The sequence below is a fragment of the Streptomyces sp. NPDC104307 genome (assembly GCF_055584045.1).
Map to the genome: position 1 here is coordinate 1 of NZ_JBVJMU010000031.1, position 20,533 is coordinate 20,533.

Consider the following 20,533-nt stretch of genomic DNA (forward strand, 5'->3'; position numbering starts at 1 on the left):
GCGTTCGTCGAGTTGGCGTTGCGTGCGGCGGATGAGGCCGGTTGTGAGCAGGTCGGTGAGCTCACGCTTCTGGAGCCTCTGGTGCTGCCGGAGCGTGGTGGTGTTCAGCTCCGTGTCGAGGCCGGTGAGCCCGGTGGCGATGGTCGTCGTGCCGTGAGTATTCATTCCCGGCCGGACAGTGAGGCCAAGGGGATGGGCTGGACCTGCCACGCCACGGGTGTTCTGGAGGAGACGGCCGGGGACGTGGTCGTGGCATCGGATCTGGCGGTGTGGCCGCCGGCCGGTGCCGAGAGCGTCGCGGTGGACGGGGTGTATCCCGGCCTCGCCGAGCAGGGGTACGGGTACGGTCCGGGCTTCCGGGGTCTGACGGCGCTGTGGCGGCGCGGTGACGAGGTGTACGCGGAGGTCGCGCTGCCCGAGCGGCTGCGGGACTCGGCAGCCGGGTTCGGGCTGCACCCGGCCCTGCTCGACGCCGCTCTGCACAGTGTCCTGGCGACCACCGACGCCGCTCCCGGCGGCGGCATCCGGTTGCCGTTCTCCTGGCAGGGCGTGACGCTGCGGGCCACCGGGGCACAGTCCCTGCGGGTCGCTGTCACCCCGGTCACCGGCGACCCCGACACCGTGTCCCTCACCGTCGCCGACCCCACCGGCGCCCCCGTCGCCACCGTCGACGCGATCACCCTGCGACCGGTGACCGCGGAACGCGTCCGACAGGCCGGAGCCGCACAGCGCGACGCCCTGTTCCGCCTCGACTGGCTCGACGCCCCGGCGCCCCGGACCCCGCAAGCGGACCCCGGCACCTGGGCTGTTGTCGGCGACGACGACTTCAAGGCCCGCTCCGGCCTGATGAAGGCGGGTACGTACACGGAGGCGTACGCGAACCTCGACGAACTCGCCGCCAGGATCGAGTCGGACGGCACCGCCCGCCCCGGCGTCGTACTGCTCTCCGGAGCCCCCCGTGCCGACGCACGACACCCCGCGGCGACGGTGCTGCAGCCGCTGCGCACCTGGCTCGCCGACAGCCGGTTCGACGGGGCCCGCCTCGTCGTACTCACCCGGGGCGCCGTCCCGGTGTCCGGCACACCCGACCCGTACGCGGCCGAGGTGTGGGGACTCGTACGAGCCCTGCAGGCGGAGGCGCCCGACCGGTTCGTGCTCGCCGACACCGACGGCAGCAAGGCAGCCTGGCGGTCCCTCATCACGGCGCTCGCCGGAGCCGAACCCCAGCTCGCCCTGCGGCGCGGCACGGCACAGGTCCCGCGGCTCGTCAGGGAGCGTCCGGTGGCTACCGCGCCCGTCGTCGACGCCGGTGGCACCACCGCCCTCATCAGCGGGGCCGGCGGACCGCTCGGCGGTCTCGTCGCCCGCCACCTGACCGAGGACCACGGCGTCCGGGACCTGCTGCTGCTCCCCGCACCCGGCGAGACGGACGACGGCGTCCGCGAACTGGCCGGCCACCTGGCCGCACTCGGCGCCCGCGTCACCGTCGCCGCACAGGACCCGGCCGACCCGGACGCCCTGGCCACCCTGCTCGACGCGCTGCCCGCGGACCGGCCGCTGCGCACGGTGATCCACGTCGACGAGCCCGGACCGCGCGCGGTCGCCTCCGAGCTCGGCCCGGACCTCATCGACGAGGTCCTGACGAAACGGGCCGAGACGGCACGCACCCTGCACACGGTGACGGCGGGACGCGAGGTCAGCACGTTCGTGCTGCTCGCCCCGGCCGCCGGACTCCTCGGCGGCGCCGGTCACGCCGCCGACGCCACAGCCGCTGCCTTCCACGACGCGCTCGCCCACACCCGCACAGCGGGCGGCGACACCGCGGTGGCCCTGGCGTACGGTCCCTGGACGGTCGACGGCGCACCGGCCGGCCCGGCCGACCCCGAGACCGTGCCCATGACCGCGGACGAACTGCTCGACCAGTTCGACGCGGCCTGCGGGCTCGACAGGACGACCGTGATCGTGGCACGCCCCGCCTTCGACGAGCTGACCCGGCGGGCCGCGACCGGCGACGCGCCCGCACCGCTGCGCGGACTGCTCGGCCGGCCGGCCCGGCGCCGGGCCAAGGAATCGGTGGCCGACGAAGGACCCACCTACAAGCAGCGGATCGCCGCCCTCGACGACACGGCCCGCGACCGGGCCCTGCTCGACCTGGTCCGCGAGCACGCCGCCGCGGTTCTCGGGCACGCCACACCCGACGCCATCGACCCCGAACAGAAGTTCCGCGAGCTGGGCTTCGACTCGCTGCTCGCGCTCGCCCTGCGCAACGCGCTCAACGCCGTCACCGGCCTGCGGCTGCAGCCCGGCATCGTCTTCGACCAGCCGACTCCGGCCGAACTGGCCCACCACCTCAAGCAGCGGATCCTCGACTGAGGCGCACCAGCGGCGCACAAGGAGACTCACATGAAAGTAGAAGGCGTCTTCATCGACTCGGTCGGTGTCTTCCTGCCTGAGCACGTCAGCGCCGAACAGGGCGTCGCGGACGGCCTGTACGACGAGGAGGTCTACAAGGCGAGCGGTCTGACCGGCACCCATGTCGCGGGGGAGATCCCGGCCCTGGACATGGCGGTGGCCGCCGCCCGCACCGCCCTGGAACGCTCGGGCCTGGACGCCGACGACATCGAGTCACACATCCACAGCGGCGTCTACCACCAGGGCCCCGACGGCTCGTACCCCCCTGCCTATGTCCTGCGCGAACTCGGTGTCGGCAACGTGCCGTCCCTGCACATCCGGCAGGGCTGCAACGGCATGCTCGCGGCCCTGGAGATAGCCGTCGGGCAGATCACCGGCGCAGCCGAGGTCGAGACGGCGCTGCTGACCTGCGGCCAGAACTTCTCCACGCCGCTCATCGACCGCTGGCGGGGCTTCGGTGACTCCTACATCCTGGCCGACGGCGCCGCGGCCGCCGTCGTCAGCGCCACCGGCGGCTTCGCCGAGCTGCGCGCCATCAACTCCGGCACCCTTGCCGAACTGGAGAAGTGGCACCGCGGCGACGAGTCCCTGCTGCCGCCACAGAGCTCCGCAGGGGAGAAGCTGGCCGTCGCCGAGCGGGCCGCGCTCTTCAACGAGCGCGAGATGCCGCTGACCGAAACGGTCGAACGGATCAGCGAGTTCGATCTCGGCATCGTCCAGCGCTCCCTCGTCGACGCCGGGATCAACGCCGCCGATCTGGCCCGAGTCGTCCCCATCAACCAGGACGGCCGCATGATCGAGTACGCGGTCCTCGCCCCTCTGGGGCTGCCGATGTCCCGCTCCAGCTGGGAGTTCGGCCGAGGCATCGGCCATGTCGGCGCCGCCGACCTGCTCATCTCCCTGGACCACCTGGTGCGCACCGGCGAACTGGACCAGGGCGACCACGTGCTCCTGCTCTCCCAGGGGCCCGGCTGGATCAGCTCGTCCGCCGTCGTCACCATCACCGACCTGCCCGCCTGTTGACCCCGGACCCCGCCCACCACCGCCCGAGGAGCCACCCATGAGCGCCGCCACCTCCGCCGTCCTGTCCGCACCGGGCTGCGACATCCACTACGACATCCGCGGCAGCGGCCCCCTGCTCCTCGTCATCCAGGGCGGCGGCGGGGACGGCAGCCGCACCGACGACCTCGTCGGCCTGCTGACCGCCGACCACACCGTGGTGACGTACGACCGGCGGGGCCTGTCCCGCAGCCGCCTCGACGGGCCCGTCGACGCGGTCACTCCCGAGACCAACGCCGAGGACGCCCATCTCCTGCTCACCGCGCTCACCGACGAGCCCGCGCTCGTCCTCGGCTCCAGCGTCGGCGCGAACATCGCCCTGCACCTGGCGCACCGCTACCCCGGACAGGTCCGCACCGCCGTCGCGCACGAGCCCCTCGTCCTGGGGCTCCTCGCCGAGCAGCAGCGCGCCGAGGCCGTCCAGGCACTGCGGAAACTGGAGGCGCTGTACGCGGCGGAGGGCTGGCCCGCCGCCGTCCGGGAGATGGCCGCCTTCAACAACATCGACCTGAGCGTCGCCGACGTGGAACCCGGCGTCGTCCTCGAACCGACCAGCGCCGACCAGAGCGCCAACATCGAGTTCTTCCTCGGCAAGGAAGTGCCGCAGTTCCGCCGCAACCAGTTCGACGACGCGATGCTCGACGCGCTCAAGGCGGCACCGGCGCGGATCGTCCCGGCGGCCGGCGCCGCCTCGGGTGACAACTGGTCCTGGAAGTGTGCCGAAGCGCTCGCGGCGCGACTGGGCACCCGCCTGGAAGCCTTCCCCGGCGGCCACATCGGCCTCAAGACCCACCCCCGCGGTTTCGCCGCCCGGCTGCGCGAGGTCTTCGCGGGATGAGCCACGGCTGAGCGATGAAGGAGAGCGGAACCGGCCCCGCGGACCATGTCCCGCGGGGCCGGTTCCGCAGGGTCAGGGGCGTTGGCGCGGGAGCAGCGGGGCCAGCGAGTCGAGCAGTTCCAAGCCGGCCGGGGTGAACAGCTCCCGGCGTACGGCCAGGCTCCCCAGCAGCTCCTGTCCACAGGCGTTGGCCGAGCGCAGCGCCTCCGCGAGCAGGGCCCGGCGCGGGCCGCGGGAGCGCTCCAGGGCTGCCGCGCGCAGCGCCGGAAGATGCGCGAACACGAAGAGCTCACGCAGACAACGGCCGGCGCTCCACCACGCGTTGTGCCACGAGACGAAGACCTGCGTGGCGCGGCCGCGATCCGTCTGGAAAGCGTCCGTGATCCGGTCCACCTCGTTCAGCCACAGCAGCAGCGCCTCGTGGAACAGCGACTCCTGCAGGCTGTAGACGGTCGGCTCGGTGAACATGAAGCCCGGTGGGAGCCGGTGCAGGCCGAGCCCGGTGAGGAAGACAGTGAACGGCACGCGCGAGAACGAGCACGACGACATCGTCTCGCCCATGGGCGCACGATCCGGCCGCGGCTTCAGGAGCACCACCGCGCCGACGAAGTCGCCCACCACCTCGGTGGCCCGCGCCGACAACTCCGGCAGCGTGTCCACGGCCTCCGTCAGCCGGGCCGTCGTCCGTGGTCCGGGCAGCACGGTGCGGTAGCCCGTCAGACCCAGCTCGCGCAGCGCGTCCTGGCCCAGGCCGGTCGCGTAGCGCAGTCGCAGCGGCCCGGTGCCGAACTCCACCAGGTCCGCACCGGGCACTCCGAGCGCCTCCGCGCCGAGCCCGGCATCCGGCCGGCGGCCCTGGTCGAGCCGCCCGCACGCGTACGGCGGCGGGGCGCCGCCCTGGTCCGTCCAGGCCGGGCGGGAGCCGGTGACGGGGGTGAACTCGGCGGCGCAGCGCTCGCGAACGGCACCGGAGCCGAGGGCTCCGTACGTGGCCTCGGACGCGGGCTGGTCGACGACCTTCATGGGTTCCTCCTCACTGCGGCCGCCGGGCCGGCGCGGCCCGCGCGTACGCCATTTGGTGCGGCACAGCCCTTAGCCGGAGACTGTGCACAGCGACTCCCGGAACCCGACCGGGCGAGGACCTGACGGATCTGCCGGGCCCGGTGCCGTAGCGGCGCGGCAGGCCGGCGGGCCGGGAGCGGGGGTACGTCTCAGCCGCCGAGCACGTCTTCCGTACCGACTTCGGTGACCAGCTCTTCAAGATCGGCGGTCACCGCGCTCCGCAGTCGCGGCGCTGCCGCTGAGGCCGCGGTGGCGGCGCCGTCCTTGTCGTGCGCGGCGGTGATGGCGGGGTCGGACATGGAACCTCCTGCGGGAGCGGACCGGGTGCGAACCGGCCGGCCCGCACGAGCATGAACCCGCTCCCCGCTAAAGCGCAGCCTGCGCCCGGCCGCGTCGGCTCGGGCCGTCCGGCTGCCGGGTCACAGATCCTCGTCCGCCGTCAGGCGCCACGTTCCGGGCCGTAGCTCGGTCCAGCCCGGTGGGGCGTGGCCGGTGCCGTGTGCGCGGGACAGGCAGCGCTGGGCGAAAGCGGTGAGACGGGGGTCGTCGAGAGAGCCGGCGGCATCCAGGCAGTCGGTGAAGTGGCCCTGTGCCAGTGCCGGTTGGCCGGATTCCAAGGCCAGGAGTCCGAGGGCGCGGTGCGCTTCGTAGCGCCCGCGGGTGCTGTCGGCCACCGCGTCGAGCGCGGGCGACAGGAGAGCCGCGGCCCCCTCGATGCCGCCGAGGTCGAGCTGGATGTCGGCGAGGCCGATCAGTGCCCGGCCGCGTTCGGCGGGCGCGGGCGCCGCATCCGCCGTCAGCAGGGCCCCTTCGTAGAACTCGGATGCCGCCAAGAGGCGGCGCTGCTGCCACGAGAGATCGCCCAGCGAGCGCAGCAGCCGCGCCTCTGCGACCAGATCCTCGGCGCGCCGTGCCGCCTCCAGCGCCATGCCGTGGCAGGCCTCCCACGCATCCCACGCGGCGCGCGCCTCAAGCAGTCCGGTCATGGCATCGGCCAGCCGGACCGCCTGCTCCCACAGCCCGCCCGCGTGACAGCGCCGCACGACCGCCACCAGCCCGTCCTGGTGCAGCGCGAACCATTCCAGGAGCGGCATCCCGTCCACGTCCGCCACGAGGATCCGCTCCGCGTAGTCGTCCGCCATCCGTGCCGTCGCGGCCCGCAGCTGGGCAGGGGGCGTCTCGGCGGCCAGACACTCAAGGGCGAGCAGCCGCCACAGCTCGTGCAGCCGGTGGTGTGTCGCGCGGGTGGGGCCCTCGGTGACCCGGAGCAGGAGCCGCGCCGCGACCAGCTCGCGCAGCAGGTCGCCGGTCTTCGCCTCATCCTCGCCGAGGACCACGGCTGCCTCGCGCGGGCCGAACGAACCGGCGGGCAACAGCCCCAACAGCCTGATGGCTCGGCGTAGTTCAGGGCCGACCTCCTCGTACGAGGAGCGCAGCCGGTCGTGGAATCCGGGTGCGGACGCGGTCAGCTCGGCCAGCCGGTGCTCCTCGTCGCGCAGCCGTGCCGCCAGCATCTCGGGGCCCCAGTGCGGGCGCGAGGCCAGCCGGGCGGCCGCTGCCCGCAGGGCGAGCGGCAGGCCGCCGCACAGCTCGGCCACCTCGCGTACGGCGCTGTCGGCGCCGCGCCGTACGACTCTGCTGCCCGCCGCCGCGCTGAAGAGCTCCTGGGCGGAGTCCGGCGCCAGCGGGTCCACCTCAAGCACCCGGCCGGTCAGCTCGGGGGGGATCCGGCGTCCGGTGATCAGCGCGGTGCTGCCCGCCGTACGCGGTAGCAGCGCCCGCACTCCTGCCGGATCACCGCACCCGTCGAGGATCAGGAGGAGCCGACGTCCCTCGGTCAACGCATCGAACAGGGAACGGAGTTCGTCCACCTGCGAAGGCAGCCGCCCGCTCACCCCGAGCTGCCGCAGCAGCGCCGCCAGCGCACCGGCGGGCGATGCCACACCGTTCTGCCCATCGAGCTCGATGAAGACGCGGCCGTCGGGAAAGACGTCACCGAGCTCGTGGGCGGCGGCGACCACGAGCGCCGTCTTGCCCACTCCGGCCGCGCCCGTGACGGCCACGCAGCTACCGGCCGGGACATCACGGAGCAGCGCCCCGAGCCGGTCCAGGGACTCGACGCGGCCGGTGAACAGCGGATCGCGCGAGGGCAGCCGGTCCGCGGTGCGTCCGGGCAGCCCGGCCCTCGGACCGGGCACCGGGGCAGGCTCCTGGCCGGGCGGCGCGGCCGGTGCCGACGGGGGGCGCATCAGTTCCGGGTCGCCGGCCAGGATGCGCTGGTGCAGTTGCTGGATCTGGCGGCCCGGCTCGATGGCCAGCTCCTGCACCAACGAGTGCCGCAGCTCCGCGAAGGCCCGCAACGCGTCCGCCTGCCTGCCCGTGCGGTACAGGGCCACCATCAGCAGTGCGTGGAACTCCTCGCGCATCGGCATCTCGTCCACCGCGGCGTGGAGTTCACCGACCAGCGCCTGATGGCGGCCGAGCTGCAGCTCCGCCCTGATGCGCTGTTCCAGCGCCGCCGAGCGGACCTCGGCGAGGCGCACCGCTGTGCGGGCGAGCAGCGCGCCGTGCGGGGTGTCCGATGCCAGCGGCGCCCGCCACAGAGCGAGCGCCCGGCGTTGCAGATCCGCGGCCGCCGCAGGGTCCCCGCGCAGCAGCGCGGCCCGCCCGCTCTCGTGCAGCTCCTCGAAGACCGCCAGGTCCAGATGGGTGGGATCGAGATGGAGCGCATACCCGGGCGGCCGGGTGACCAGGGCCTCCCGGCCGTACTCGGGGTCGACGGTGTGCAGCAGTTTGCGCAGCTGCGAGATGTAGACCTGCAGAGTGGTCGTGGCGGTGCGCGGCGGGTTCTCGCCCCACAGCTCGTCGATGAGGCTGTCCACGGAGACCACCTCGTTGGCCCGTACGAGCAGCGTGGCCAGTACCGCACGGATCTTGGCGGCCCGCGGCGTGACCGGTTCGGTGGTGGTGGGCGGGGCGACCTCCAGAGGTCCCAGGACCCGAAAACGCATGCTTCCCCCATTCCGTGAGCGATGACCGGCACAAGGGCCGGCCCCGCGACGTCTCACCATAGGCAGCGGACCACCCCCGAAATCGGACAGGCGTACCCGTATTCCCCGCGTACGGGCTGCCGCATCGCAAGCCTCGCTTTAGCCCCTCTGCCGAGCATGGCCCCGCAGAAGGGGCGTGGTCGCCCCGCTTCTCAGTGCGCCAGGAGAGGACCGACCTTGACTGCTCCCAACACCTTCACCGAGGTGATCCGCGACCGGGCCGGCGAACTCGGTGACGCGGACGCCCAGATCTTCCTGCGGGAACCCGGCGGCGCCCACCACCTCAGCTACGCCTCACTCGACCTGCGGGCCCGCGCCCTCGCGGTCCGGCTGCGTGAGCACGGCGCGACCGGGCAGCCGGTGCTGTTGCTCTACCCACAGGGACCCGAGTTCCTCGTCGCCTTCGCCGGGTGCCTGTACGCGGGGGCGATCGCCGTACCCGCACCGCTGCCCGGAGACCGGGGAGAACGTCTGCAGCGGGTCTCCGGCATCCTCAAGGACACCGGCGCCCGGATGGTGCTCACCGACGCAGAACACGCCGGCGACACCTCGCTGTGGCTTGCCGTGACCGGCCGTGGCGACACCGTGTGCCTCGCCACCGACCTGGAGTACGCCGACGCCGAGGCGGCCGCCGACGCCTGGACGCCGCCCCGCACCGGCCCGGACGACCTCGCGCTCCTGCAGTACACCTCCGGCTCGACCAGCAGACCGCGCGGCGTCATGGTCACCCACCGCAACCTCCTGGCGAACCAGGAGGCGCTGCGCAGGCTCCTCGCCACCTCGTCCGCAGACCGCTTCACCAGCTGGCTGCCGCACTACCACGACATGGGCCTCATCGCGCACATACTGCATCCGCTGTGGCTGGGCACCCTGAGCGTCCAGCTGCCGTCGGACTCCTTCATCAAACGGCCCGTCAGCTGGCTCCGCTCGATCGGCGAATACCGCCTCACCGTGGGTGGCGGCCCCAATTTCGGCTACGAACTGTGCACCCGCCGCGTCACGGACGCCCAGCTCACCGGGCTCGACCTGTCCAGCTGGCGGCTGGCCCTGCTCGGCGCCGAACCGGTGCGCGCCCACACCATGGATGCCTTCGCCCGCCGTTTCGCGGCCGCCGGGCTGAACGCCCGCAGCCTGTACCCCGGTTACGGTCTCGCCGAGGCGACCCTGGTGGTCTCCGGCGGCGAGCCCGGCCGCGCCGCCCGCCGGCTGACCGTCGACGCGGCCGCCCTGGAGCAGGACGAGCTGCGCACCGCCACCGCCACCACCACCGCCACCCGCACCCTGGTCGGCGCCGGACAGGTGCACGACTTCGACCTGCGGATCGTCGACCCGATGGCCGGCGGGGAACTGCCGGCGGGCCGGGTGGGGGAGATCTGGCTGCGCGGTGACAGCGTCGCCCAGGGCTACTGGCGCCAGCCCCTGGACACCGCCCGTACCTTCCACGCCGCGCCGGCGGAGGGGCTCGGCGGGTTCCTGCGCACCGGTGACCTCGGCGCCGTCGAGGACGGGGAGCTGTACATCACCGGCCGCCTGAAGGAAGTCATCATCCTCAACGGGCGCAATATCTACCCGCAGGACATCGAGTGGGCGATCCGGGACGTCAGCCCCGCGCTCGGCGCCAGGCACGGTGCCGCGTTCACGGTCGACGCCGGCCGGGAGCAGCTGGTCGTCGTCCACGAGGTGCGCGCGCCGCAGGCGGACGCCGACCGGCTGCAGGCTCTGGTCCGCCGGGTCCAGACCCTCGTCGGCCAGCAGTTCGACGTACCGGCGGGCAATGTCGTCCTGGTACGTCCCGGCACCCTGCGCCGCACCACCAGCGGCAAGATCCAGCGCACCCTGATGCGCCGGCTGTTCCTCCGAGGCGAACTCACCCCGCTGCACCAGGTCCTGGATCCCGCCGTTCGTGAACTGATCGACGGGGCCGCCGGAGCACGGACGGCGGGCTCCGAGGCGCGCGGCGTCCCGTGGTGAACCCCGCACCGGTGGCGCGCGGCGGCTCGACCGACACCGCAGAGGACGCTCCGGCGGCCCGCGTCGCCCGCATCGAGGAACTGCTCGGCGACCCGGAGGACCGCACCAACCCGGTCGGCCACCGGGCCCTGCTGCAGGCGGATCTGCGCGCCGCACTGTCCGTGGAGGCGGAGGGCCTGCTCGACACCTTCGGCATGAGCCACGAATTCGTACCGACGCGGCTCGGCGGCCGCTTCGACTCGGCGGAGACCCTGCTGCGTGTCATGCGGCCGGTGTTCCGCCGGGACGTGGGCCTCGGCGCGGGCTACGGCATGACCACGTTCATGGCCGCCTCCGACGTGTGGATGCTCGGCGACGGGGCGCAGCAGGAATGGATGGCGCGGCTGCTGCTCGACGGCTCCAAAGCAGCCATCGCCCAGCACGAGACCGCGCACACCAATGACTTCGTGCGCAGCCAGGTCCGCGCAGAGGTGCTGCCCGGGGCCCTGTCGGTCACCGGCGGCAAACCGGTCGTCAACAACCTGCACCGCGCCGACGCCCTGGTGCTGTTCTGCCGCACCGCACCTCGGCCCGGCACCACGGGCTCCCACTCGGCGCTTCTGCTCGACCCGCACACCCTCCCCCCGGACCGGTACCGCGTCACCCGCCGCCCGCCCGCCCTCGGCCTGCGCAACTGCTACTTCGCCGGGGTGCAGCTCCAGGGGTGCGTCGTGCCCGACAACACCCTGCTCGGTCCGCTGGGCAGCGGCGTACCCGCCGCGTTGCGCTCCTTCCAGGTCAGCCGCACGCTGATGGCGTCCCTCGTCTCCGCCGCCGTCGACACCGCGCTGCGCACCGCCGTCCGGGTGGACCGCTCGCACGGGCCCGGCGGCACCGGCTCCGGGCCGGTCGATCCGCAGCACACGGCGGGGATCCTCGCCGGCGCCTTCGTCAACCTGCTGCTCTACGACTGCCTCGCGGTTGTCGCCACCCGGGCGCTGCACCTGCTGCCCGCCGAGACCAGCGTGTACTCCTCGGCCGTCAAGCTGCTGCTGCCACGCGTGCTCAACGACACGATGTACGACCTGGCGAGCGTGCTCGGCGCGCAGATCTACACCCGCGAGGGGCCGGTCGGCATCTTCCAGAAGCACCTGCGCGACGTGCCCGTGGTCAGCCTCGGACACGCCGGCAGCGTTGCCTGCCAGGCGACGGTCATCCCACAACTGCGTCCACTGGCCGAGGCGTCGTGGTTCATGGACTCCCCGGCCCCCGCCGGGCTGTTCAGGCCCGGCGAGCCGATGCCGCCTTTCTCGTACGACGGACTGGCCCTGGCCTGCGGGCGCGACAGCGTCAGCGCGACGCTCCTGGAAGTGGCCGCGACGCTCACCGGCGCCGGCCCGGTCCAGCGCGCCCTGCGCGACCTCGCCGGGCAGATGACCGCCGAACTGCACGAACTGCGGGGCCGCGTCCTCGCCCTGCCGCCGCTCGACCCCGGCGCGCCCGTCAGCCCGGCCTGGTTCGCGCTCACCGACCGGTACGTGCTCGTCCTCGCGGCTGCCGCCGTACTCGGCGTGTGGTGGCACAACCAGGGCGGCGACGACCCGTTCCTCGCGGACCCGGCCTGGGCCGCCACGGCGCTGCACCGGATCGCCGGACGACTCGGCACCCCGGCCGCCGAACTGCCGCCCGAGTGCATCGCACGCGTCCACCAGGAAGTGCTGGCCCGCTACGGCGACCGGCGCAGCTTCGACCTGTACAACACACCGATTCCGGGCTGAGCGGGCCCAGAGCATCACGACAAGGAGCCTTCAGGGATGACCTCCTCTCCGCCGCGGCGCACCGAGGCCCCGCTGCATCAGTGGCTGACCACCCATCTGGCGGTCTACCTGGACCGTCTGCCCGAGAGCATCGAGTCGTCGGTGCCGCTGGCCACGTACGGCATGGACTCCGTGTGCGCCCTGAGCCTGTGCGGGGACATCGAGGAGACCTTCGGATTCGCCGTGGATCCCTCGCTGGCCTGGGACTACCCCACCGTCGGTGAACTGGCCGCGCATCTGGCGGCCCGCGGCGCCGACGCGACGGACCGGTGGCGGCGGTGAACGCCGTCGCGGTGGTCGGCCTGGACTGCGACTTCCCCGCGGCCCACGGCATCGAGGCGTTCTGGGACCTGCTCATGCGTGGCGGCGACGCCATCGGTCCGCTGCCCGAGGAGCGGCGCGGGCCCGGCTTCGACGGTGAGGTGCGCGGCGGCTTCATCGCCGACGCGGCCGTCTTCGACCACGAATTCTTCACCCTCCCGCCGCGTGAGGCCGCCGCCATGGACCCGCAGCAGCGGATACTGCTGCAGTGCGCCTGGCGGGCCCTGGAGGACTCCGGCCGTTCACCCGCCGCGCAGGCCGACAGCGACACCGGCGTCTTCGTCGGGGTGATGGGCAGCGAGTGGGCCCAGCTCCACATGGGCGACTACGCGGCGCTCACCCCGCAACTCGGCGCGGGCAGCAGCGCCGGCATGACCGCCAACCGGATCTCGTACCACCTCAACCTCAAGGGCCCCAGCCTTGCGGTGGACACCGCCTGCTCCTCGTCGCTGGTCGCCGTGCACCTCGCGGTCAACTCCGTTCTCGCCGGGGAGTGTTCGACGGCCCTGGCGGCCGGTGTCAACGTCGTCCTCACGCCGGCGCTCGGGCTGATCTACCAGCAGATGGGCCTGATGTCCCCGGACGGACGCTGCAAGCCGTTCTCCCGGGAGGCCGACGGCATCGGCCGCAGCGACGGCGTCGGCGTCGTCGTGCTGCGCCGACTGGAGGACGCGCTCGCCGACGGGCAGCGCGTCTACGCCGTCATCCGGGGCACGGCGGTCAACCAGGACGGCCGCAGCAACGGCGTCACCGCCCCCAACCGGTGGTCGCAGCGGGGCGTGGTGGACGCCGCGTACCGCAGGGCGGGCGTGAACCCCGAGCAGATCCGCTTCGTCGAGGCACACGGCACCGGCACGACACTCGGCGACATCATCGAGTGCGCCGCGCTCGGCGAGGTGCACGGGGTGGAGCGGGAACAGCCGTGCGCCATCGGGTCGGTGAAGGGCAACATCGGCCACACCGAGGGAGCCGCCGGTATCGCGGGTCTGATCAAGACCGCGCTCGCCCTGCACCACCGCATCGTCCCCGCCAGCCGGTTCGCCACCGGCGAGAATCCTCAGCTTCGGCTGGAAGAGCGAGGACTGAGCCTGCTCAAGGCGCCGGTGCGGCTGCCCGGCGGCGAGGTGTTCGCCGGGGTCAGCAGCTTCGGCATGGGCGGCACCAACGCCCACGCCGTGCTGGCCAGCGCCCCCCGCGCCGCGCACTCCGGACGGCGCGAACGCGCGGGCGCCGGGGTGTTCACCGTCTCCGCGGACACCCCGGAGGCACTGCGCCGCAATCTGGCCGCGCAGGTCGACACCCTGGCCCGGCGGCCACGTGGCGACGCCTCCGCCGTGTGCTGGACCAGCAACCACGCGAAGACTGGACTGCCCTACCGGGCAGCGTTCACCGCCCGCGACACGGCGCAGCTCGCTGAGGCACTGCGCCGCGCCATCGACGACGAGCGGATCCCCGAGTCCATCGCCGACCGCGCCTGGCGCCCCCCGGTCATCGGCTTCCTGTATTCGGGGCAGGGCTGCCAGGAACAGGGCATGACCGCCTCCCTCTACCGTGAATCCCCGCTCTACCGGGCCCACCTGGACGCTGTCGACGAAGCGCTGCGCCCGCACACCGGGGACTCCGTGCGCGACCTCATTCTCGACGACGACCCGGCGATCCACGACACCCGCTGGGCGCAGCCCGCGCAGTTCGCGGTAGCGGTCGCGCTGACCCGCACCCTGGCCGACCTGGGTGTGCTGCCCGACGCCGTCCTCGGGCACGGTATGGGCGAGTACGCGGCGGCCGTCGCCGCCGGGGTGCTCGAACTGCCGGACGCGGCCCGACTCGTCGCCGCGTACGCCACTGCGGCTGAATCACTGCCCGAGGGCGGCATGCTTGCGGTACGAGCCACGCCCGAAGAGGCCGAGGACGTACTCCGCGACCACCCGGAGCTGGCCGTCGTCGCCCACGACAGTCCCCGCGACATCGTCGTCGGGGGCCCCGCCGGGCCGCTGGACAGCGCTGCGGCGCTGTTCGCGGAACGTGGACTGCACACCCACCGCCGGCGTGTCCGGCACGGCGCCAACAGCCCGGCGGCCGGGCCGGCCGCGGACCGCATCACCGCCGAGTTCGCCACCGTCGCACCCGCCAGAGCCGGAATCGTCATGGCCTCCTCCCGCCACGGGCGGACGCTGGGCGACGAGGTGACCGACGCCGCGTACTTCGCGGGCCTCGCGACCGAGCCGGTGCGGTTCGCCGACGCGCTGGCCGCCCTGGTCGGCGAGATCGCCCCCACCTGTCTGGTCGAGATCGGCCCGGCGGCGCACCTGCTGCGTCTCGCCGAGCGTTCCGACCTGCCGCCCGGCATCCGCCTGCTGCACCCCGCCCCCGGCCGGGCCGCCACCGCCACCGACCTCGCCGACACCCTCGGCGCGCTCTACCTGGGCGGCGTCGAGCCCCACTGGGACGCCCTGTACGCCCCCGAGGTACGCCATATCGAACGCCTCGCCCCGTACGTCTTCAGCGACGTCCGGCGCTTCTGGCGCACCGCCCGGCAACCGGTCCCGCCCGCCCCCGTCCCGGTGGCGGCCCCGGCCCCGCACACCCCGGCCCCGCGCACCCCGGCCCCGGCCGACGACGCCGGCCACGTGGCACGCAACCCCGTGCTCGCGGCCGTGATCGACGCGGTGGTGGAGGTCGGCGAGTACCCGCCCGACCAGGTCAACACCCAGGCCCGGTTCTACGAGGACCTCGGGTTCGACTCGGTGATGATCATGCAGCTGAAGGACCAGATCGAGCGGCGGCTGCCGCAGGTCGAGTTCACCGTCCAACAACTGCTGCCCGCCCTGCGGTCAGTGGGCTCCCTGGCCGCGTTCGTACAAGAACGGTCCGGGGCGGGGGCGATGGTGTGAACCCCCTCTGCTTCCTGACCGGAACCGGCACCGCACTGCCCGGGGACCCGGTCGACAACAAGACACTGGGCAGCACGTTCAACATCAGCGAGGACTGGATCGATCTCTTCGTCGGCACCCGCACCCGCCACTTCGGCCGGGACCTGGCGACCGGAGAGGTGACCCACACCCTGACCGATCTCTGCGCCGAAGCGGCCGGGCGGGCCCTGGCCGACGCCGGGACGGACCCCTGTGAACTGGACTTCGTGGTGCTGGCCACCGCGACCCCCGACGCCCTGCTGCCCGCCACCGTCAACGAGACCGCGGACCGGCTCGGTCTCACCCACCTGCCCACCTACCAACTGCAGGCGGGCTGCGCCGGCGCCGTGCAGGCGATCGACGTGGCCCGCGCGCTCCTGGCCGGCGGACACCGCACGGGGCTGGTCGTCGCCGGGGACGTCACCGACCGGTTCCTGGACACCGCCTTCGACACCTCCCGGCTGGCCCCGCAGGAACTGGTCAACTACGTCCTGTTCGGGGACGGCGCCGCCGCTGCGGTCGTCACCGCCGAACCGAGGCCCGGCGCCGTCGCCGTCCACTCCCTGCTGCACTGCTTCGCCGGCCTCGGACGGGCCCCCGGACAGATTGTGGGCTGGCACGGAGCCGCCGCTCCCGACCCCGCGAGACGCATGCTCCACGAGGACTACAAGGCGATCGAACGGGACGTGCCCGCCCTGGCCAGGGAGATCCTCTGGGAGCTCCTCGGCACGGCCGGCTGGGGCCCCGAGACGCTCCACCACGTACTGCCGCCGCAGCTGTCGGGCCGGATGACCGAGAAGATCACCGCCGGGCTCGGCCTGCCCCCGCAGGTCCGTGAGGTGTCCTGCGTCCAGGAGACCGGCAACACGGGCAACGCCCTGCCGCTGCTCCAGCTCGACCTCCTCATGAACCGCCTCCAACCCGGCGAACGCGCCGTGTCCGTCGTCGTGGAGTCCAGCAAATGGATCAAGGCGGGGCTGGCCCTGGAACGCAGCGCCACCGACAGCCGCGCGGAGGCGCCCTGATGCTGACCGCCCTGGAGGAACTGCGCGCCCTGCACACCGCAGGCCGCCTCGCCGCCGACTACGACGCCGTCGCCCCGCTGCTCGCCCGGCTCACCGACACCGGGGAGCGGGCCCCCGAAGAGGTCGCCGACGAACTGCGCCGCTGCGGAAGCCTGCTGGCCCGCCTCGCCCCCGAGGACGTCCTCGCCCACCACCCGGACACCCCGGTGGCGGCCGTCGCCGTCACCGGGCACTCCGGCACCGCCCAGCTCACCGACCCGCTCACCGCCGAGCTCGCCCGGCACGGGCTGCTGCCCCGCCTCGTCACCGGCGACCACGGCGCCTACCTCCGCGACCTCACCGAGCAGGACAGCGTGCTGCGCCGCTGCCGCCCCGACCTGACGCTGTGCGTGCTCGGCGCCGACGCCGTCACGGACGAACTCACGGCTCCCTGGACGACCGACGACGTCGAAAAGGCATGGGAGCGGCTCCTGAACCAGTTGTGCAACATCGCCGCCGCCCACGAAGCCCAGGGCACCGGAGCACTGGTCCTCACCACCCTGCCACTGCCCCGCCGCCTCACCCACCAACTCGTCGACCAGCGCCGTCGCGCCCTCCTCGGTGCCGTCTGGCGGGAGTACAACGCCAGGCTGCTGCGGCTGACCGCCAGCCACCCGGCCCTCGCGGTCGTCGACCTCGACCCGCTGATCGGTGAGGGCGGACCGGCGACCGACCCACGTCTGGCGCTCTACACCAAGAGCGCGCTGAGCCCCGCCGTCTTCGCCGCCGTGGCACGGGAAGCCGTCCACGTGCTGCGCGCCCGGCAAGGACTGACCAAGAAGTGCCTCGTCCTCGATCTCGACAACACCCTGTGGCACGGGGTCCTCGGCGAGGACGGACCGGACGGCATCGCCTGCGGGAACACCCCGCACGGCGAGCCCTACGCGGCTCTCCAGCACACCGCCAAACAGCTCGCGTCACAAGGCGTCCTGCTCGCCGTCAGCAGCAAGAACGACCCCGGCCCCGTCCGCGACGTCCTGCGCGACCACCCCGAACTCACCCTGCGCGCCGACGACTTCGTCAGCGTCAAGGCCGGCTGGGAGCCCAAGGACGGCGCGCTGCGCGACATCGCCCAGGACCTCGGCATCCGCGCCGACGCCCTGGTGTTCGCCGACGACACCCCCGCCGAACGCGCCCTGATCCGCCGCCATCTGCCGGGCACCGCCGTGATCCCGCTGGGCCCGGAACCGGCCCGGCACGTGGAGCGGCTCCTGGCCGACGGCTGGTTCGACACCCCCAGCCTGACCGACGACGACCGAGGCCGCGCCCAGCAATACCGGATCGCCGCCGACCGGGCCCGGCTGCGCGACAACTCCGGCTCCTACGCCGAGTACCTGAGCGAACTCGACGTCGTCGTGCGGATCTCCCCGCCGCGCCGTCACGAACTGCGTCGCATGTCCCAGCTCTCGCTGCGCACCAACCAGTTCAACCTCACCGGCGAACGCATCCCGCCCGAACGGATGCCGGAGCTGTGTGCGGATCCGGACGGACTACTGCTCGCGGTGCGTGTGCGCGACCGGTACGGCGACAGCGGCCTGGTCGGCGCCGTCTTCGCCCGGCACGCCGCCGACGGACTGCACATCGACAACTTCTTCCTCAGCTGCCGCGCGCTGGCCCGCGGTATCGAGCAGGGCTGCCTGGGCACCCTGCTCGGACACGCCAGAGACCGCGGCCTGCCCGCGGTCCACGCCCGCTACCGTGCCACCCGCGGCAACGCACGGACCCGCGACTTCTATCCCTCGCTCGGCTTCGTGCCCGGCCCCCCCGAGGACGGCACACAGACGTCCTACCGGCACTGCCTCGCCGACGTCCCCGCCGTCCCCGGACACCTCACCGTGCAGGCCGACTTCGAAGGAGACGCCGATGAGCGTTGACCGCACGGCCTGCCTCGCGGGATTCCTCCAGGCGGTACGGGAGGAACTCGGCCTCGTCCTGGGCGACGAGGACGCGGACACCGAGCTCGACCTGCTGCCCGACTGGGACTCGCTGCACCTGATGCGCCTGGTGATGCTGCTGGAAAGGGAGCGGGGCCACGCGGTCCCGGTCGCCGACGTGCTCCACGCCCGTACTCTGCGCGAGATCCACGAACTGGCCACCTCCGACACGACAGGCACGCGATGAACACGGTGGGCGGCAGCCCGATCGGCGTGACGGCAGAGCACAGCGACTGGTCGGCGGTCCGTGAGGACCTGCGGCGCTACGGCACAGCGGTGGTCCACGGGCAGCTCGCCGACTGGTGCCCGCAGACCACCGACGGGCCCGCGCTGCGGGCGGTCCTGGGCCGCGACTGGTCGCGCTACCGGGACATCGAGCACCCGGAGATCCAGGGACGCTACGCGGCCTCGCGCCGGCTGCTCAAACACGCGGCCGCCGCCGCCCTGCGTGCCGAGGCCAAGGACCTTGAGCTGGCCTACGGCCCGACCGGACGCCCCTATCTGCGCGGCTGCGATCAGATTGACATCAGCCTCAGCCACACCGACGACCTGCTGCTCGTGGGTCTCACCACGCGCGGCCTGATCGGCGTGGACGCCGAGAGCGCGAACCGCGACATCTACTCCCGCGGCCTGGACCGGCACATGTGCACGCCGCACGAGCGAATGACGCTCTATCAGCTGCCCGCCCACGAGCGCAATCCCAGCCTCGTACGGCTGTGGACGCTCAAGGAGGCGTACAGCAAGGCGATCGGCCAGGGCATCCAGTTCCGGTTCACCGAATTCGGGTTCGGCCCCGACAACCGGCCGACCCAGGTGAACCGGCCCGACGGCACGGCCGGCGCCGGTGACGAGTGGGCGCTGCGCACCCTCACCCTGGACAGCGGTGGCACGGCCTACGTGGTCAGCGTCGCCGTGTACGACGCGGGACTCGGCCGCACGCTCGACACCGAGATCACCACGATGCTGGACAACGAGGTGGCCGCGGCGATCCGGGACGCGCTGGACGCCGAGTGGCAGCAGTGGTCACAGGTCCTCGACCACTGACATCGTCGCCTCGGTCACCGCCCGCCCGGCCTGGGTGAGCGTGAGCGCGAACGGGACCCGCAGCCGGCCCGTGGCGTCGTGCCCGGCCTGCTGGGCCACGGCGACACAGCGCATCGGCAGGTCCGGCTCGGCGTAACCGCGGAAATGGGTGTGCAGCGACGCCGGTGTGCTGTGCCGGGGATCCAGGCCGTACAGCCGGTGGGCGGCGAGGAGCGCGGTCTGGCGCAGCACTTCGAGGGCCATCGTGGGGGAGGACGTGAACCCGGCCGGCGCCCCTCCAGCCGCCCAGCTGTCGGCCGGGCGCACCGTCGCGGACAGCCGGTCCCCCTCGACGTCGACGGGGGAGCAGAGCAGCACATTCGCGGCGCGGGCCCGCCCGACCTCCTCCGGCTCGGGTCCTGCGGCGTGCGCGTCCCCGCCGTTGTGCGGCAGGGCGCGCTCCGCGGCCGCGAGGGTGGTGGCGCGGCTGTGCTCGCGGTGGCTGCGGTGCAGCACCGGGGTGAGCAGGAGGAGGCTCGCCGTCCCGGTGCCCGCCGCGGTCCCGTCGATCTCGAAGCGGGTGCTGAACTCCAGGGAACGCGGTACACCGGAGATCACCTTGTCCGGCCGCACCCGCAGCGTGACCGCGATCGCGCCGGGCGTGCCGTGCTGCCGCCAGCTGCTCACGTCACCGGTGGTGAGCCCGAACCGGTAGAAGATGCCGACGCTCTCGGACTGGATGCCGAAGTGGCTGTGACCGATGCCCTCGCCGACCCGGCGGACCATCTCGAACGCCGCCTGCGGATCGTGGAAGCGGCCGGATCCGTCGTTGAACAGAGGGTGATGGCTGGGCAGTTCACCGGTGAGCACGAACTCCTGGGAGCGGTCGTCGGGGGCGCCCGCGGCCGCCTCCGGGGGACGGTGGACCAGGCGGCTGCCGCCGCGGTCAGGCTCCACTCGCACCGGCCGGAACACCTCCATCGGCTCATCCCCTCCCGGTCGTCGGCATCGGCCGCCTGCGACCTGTGCGGATCCAGCCTGCCCAGCCCCGCCAGGACCTGCCAGCTCCGGCCGCCGACACCTTGTGGACTGGC

General features: G+C 73.2%; 15 protein-coding genes. 11 read left to right on the plus strand and 4 right to left on the minus strand.

What is annotated here, in order from left to right:
• The first annotated feature begins 12 nt into the window (after positions 1–12).
• Genes ACZ601_RS38570 through ACZ601_RS38580 form a run of 3 tightly spaced genes read left to right on the plus strand, consistent with a single transcriptional unit; the run spans position 13 to position 4,309 of the window.
• Positions 13–2,373 (plus strand): type I polyketide synthase, encoded by a 2,361-nt coding sequence (locus tag ACZ601_RS38570; RefSeq protein ID WP_469546833.1) that lies wholly within the window; start codon positions 13–15, stop codon positions 2,371–2,373.
• 30 nt (positions 2,374–2,403) lie between these two features.
• Positions 2,404–3,435 (plus strand): ketoacyl-ACP synthase III family protein, encoded by a 1,032-nt coding sequence (locus tag ACZ601_RS38575; RefSeq protein WP_469546781.1) that lies wholly within the window; start codon positions 2,404–2,406, stop codon positions 3,433–3,435.
• A gap of 37 nt (positions 3,436–3,472) precedes the next feature.
• Positions 3,473–4,309, plus strand: a complete 837-nt coding sequence (locus ACZ601_RS38580; protein WP_469546784.1) for an alpha/beta fold hydrolase — start codon at positions 3,473–3,475, stop codon at positions 4,307–4,309.
• 72 nt (positions 4,310–4,381) lie between these two features.
• Here ACZ601_RS38580 and ACZ601_RS38585 read toward each other — a convergent pair whose 3' ends face one another.
• The 3 genes from ACZ601_RS38585 to ACZ601_RS38595 form a co-directional block, all read right to left on the minus strand.
• Positions 4,382–5,332 carry a hypothetical protein gene (locus ACZ601_RS38585; RefSeq protein ID WP_469546786.1) on the minus strand — a complete coding sequence of 317 codons (951 nt, stop codon included), beginning with the start codon at positions 5,330–5,332 and terminating at the stop codon, positions 4,382–4,384.
• Positions 5,333–5,520: 188 nt separating this feature from the next.
• Positions 5,521–5,670 carry a hypothetical protein gene (locus ACZ601_RS38590; protein ID WP_469546789.1) on the minus strand — a complete coding sequence of 50 codons (150 nt, stop codon included), beginning with the start codon at positions 5,668–5,670 and terminating at the stop codon, positions 5,521–5,523.
• 120 nt (positions 5,671–5,790) lie between these two features.
• Positions 5,791–8,382, minus strand: a complete 2,592-nt coding sequence (locus ACZ601_RS38595) for an AfsR/SARP family transcriptional regulator (RefSeq protein WP_469546791.1) — start codon at positions 8,380–8,382, stop codon at positions 5,791–5,793.
• Positions 8,383–8,598: 216 nt separating this feature from the next.
• Between ACZ601_RS38595 and ACZ601_RS38600 the strand changes: the two genes are divergently transcribed.
• Genes ACZ601_RS38600 through ACZ601_RS38635 form a run of 8 tightly spaced genes read left to right on the plus strand, consistent with a single transcriptional unit; the run spans position 8,599 to position 19,460 of the window.
• Positions 8,599–10,392: a fatty acyl-AMP ligase gene (locus ACZ601_RS38600; protein WP_469546793.1), complete on the plus strand. Its 1,794-nt coding sequence runs from the start codon at positions 8,599–8,601 to the stop codon at positions 10,390–10,392.
• Positions 10,386–12,149: an acyl-CoA dehydrogenase gene (locus ACZ601_RS38605; protein WP_469546796.1), complete on the plus strand. Its 1,764-nt coding sequence runs from the start codon at positions 10,386–10,388 to the stop codon at positions 12,147–12,149. Before ACZ601_RS38600 ends, ACZ601_RS38605 begins: the two co-directional genes overlap by 7 nt.
• A 36-nt stretch (positions 12,150–12,185) precedes the next feature.
• Positions 12,186–12,470 (plus strand): acyl carrier protein, encoded by a 285-nt coding sequence (locus ACZ601_RS38610; RefSeq protein WP_440576772.1) that lies wholly within the window; start codon positions 12,186–12,188, stop codon positions 12,468–12,470.
• Positions 12,467–15,400 (plus strand): type I polyketide synthase, encoded by a 2,934-nt coding sequence (locus ACZ601_RS38615; protein WP_469546800.1) that lies wholly within the window; start codon positions 12,467–12,469, stop codon positions 15,398–15,400. Before ACZ601_RS38610 ends, ACZ601_RS38615 begins: the two co-directional genes overlap by 4 nt.
• The gene (locus tag ACZ601_RS38620; protein WP_469546803.1) at positions 15,397–16,443 is read left to right on the plus strand and encodes a 3-oxoacyl-[acyl-carrier-protein] synthase III C-terminal domain-containing protein; all 1,047 of its coding nucleotides are present in this window, start codon (positions 15,397–15,399) and stop codon (positions 16,441–16,443) included. Before ACZ601_RS38615 ends, ACZ601_RS38620 begins: the two co-directional genes overlap by 4 nt.
• Positions 16,443–18,356, plus strand: coding sequence for an HAD-IIIC family phosphatase (locus ACZ601_RS38625; protein ID WP_469546807.1), 1,914 nt, complete (start codon positions 16,443–16,445; stop codon positions 18,354–18,356). Before ACZ601_RS38620 ends, ACZ601_RS38625 begins: the two co-directional genes overlap by 1 nt.
• Complete coding sequence (locus ACZ601_RS38630) at positions 18,346–18,603, plus strand: acyl carrier protein (RefSeq protein ID WP_469546811.1); 258 nt, start codon at positions 18,346–18,348, stop codon at positions 18,601–18,603. Before ACZ601_RS38625 ends, ACZ601_RS38630 begins: the two co-directional genes overlap by 11 nt.
• On the plus strand, positions 18,600–19,460 hold the full coding sequence (locus tag ACZ601_RS38635) for a 4'-phosphopantetheinyl transferase family protein (protein WP_469546814.1): 861 nt from the start codon (positions 18,600–18,602) through the stop codon (positions 19,458–19,460). Before ACZ601_RS38630 ends, ACZ601_RS38635 begins: the two co-directional genes overlap by 4 nt.
• Here the strand turns inward: ACZ601_RS38635 and ACZ601_RS38640 are convergent.
• On the minus strand, positions 19,440–20,402 hold the full coding sequence (locus ACZ601_RS38640; RefSeq protein ID WP_469546817.1) for an AfsA-related hotdog domain-containing protein: 963 nt from the start codon (positions 20,400–20,402) through the stop codon (positions 19,440–19,442). The genes ACZ601_RS38635 and ACZ601_RS38640 overlap by 21 nt on opposite strands.
• Positions 20,403–20,533: the final 131 nt, after the last annotated feature.

What these genes read in the sequence shown, in the direction of transcription:
- ACZ601_RS38625 (WP_469546807.1), top strand. Translation starts at nt 16,443, where the DNA reads ATGCTGACCGCCCTGGAGGAACTGCGCGCCCTGCACACCGCAGGCCGC.
- ACZ601_RS38585 (WP_469546786.1), bottom strand. Translation starts at nt 5,332, where the DNA reads ATGAAGGTCGTCGACCAGCCCGCGTCCGAGGCCACGTACGGAGCCCTC.
- ACZ601_RS38590 (WP_469546789.1), bottom strand. Translation starts at nt 5,670, where the DNA reads ATGTCCGACCCCGCCATCACCGCCGCGCACGACAAGGACGGCGCCGCC.
- ACZ601_RS38635 (WP_469546814.1), top strand. Translation starts at nt 18,600, where the DNA reads ATGAACACGGTGGGCGGCAGCCCGATCGGCGTGACGGCAGAGCACAGC.
- ACZ601_RS38580 (WP_469546784.1), top strand. Translation starts at nt 3,473, where the DNA reads ATGAGCGCCGCCACCTCCGCCGTCCTGTCCGCACCGGGCTGCGACATC.
- ACZ601_RS38630 (WP_469546811.1), top strand. Translation starts at nt 18,346, where the DNA reads ATGAGCGTTGACCGCACGGCCTGCCTCGCGGGATTCCTCCAGGCGGTA.
- ACZ601_RS38575 (WP_469546781.1), top strand. Translation starts at nt 2,404, where the DNA reads ATGAAAGTAGAAGGCGTCTTCATCGACTCGGTCGGTGTCTTCCTGCCT.
- ACZ601_RS38610 (WP_440576772.1), top strand. Translation starts at nt 12,186, where the DNA reads ATGACCTCCTCTCCGCCGCGGCGCACCGAGGCCCCGCTGCATCAGTGG.
- ACZ601_RS38595 (WP_469546791.1), bottom strand. Translation starts at nt 8,382, where the DNA reads ATGCGTTTTCGGGTCCTGGGACCTCTGGAGGTCGCCCCGCCCACCACC.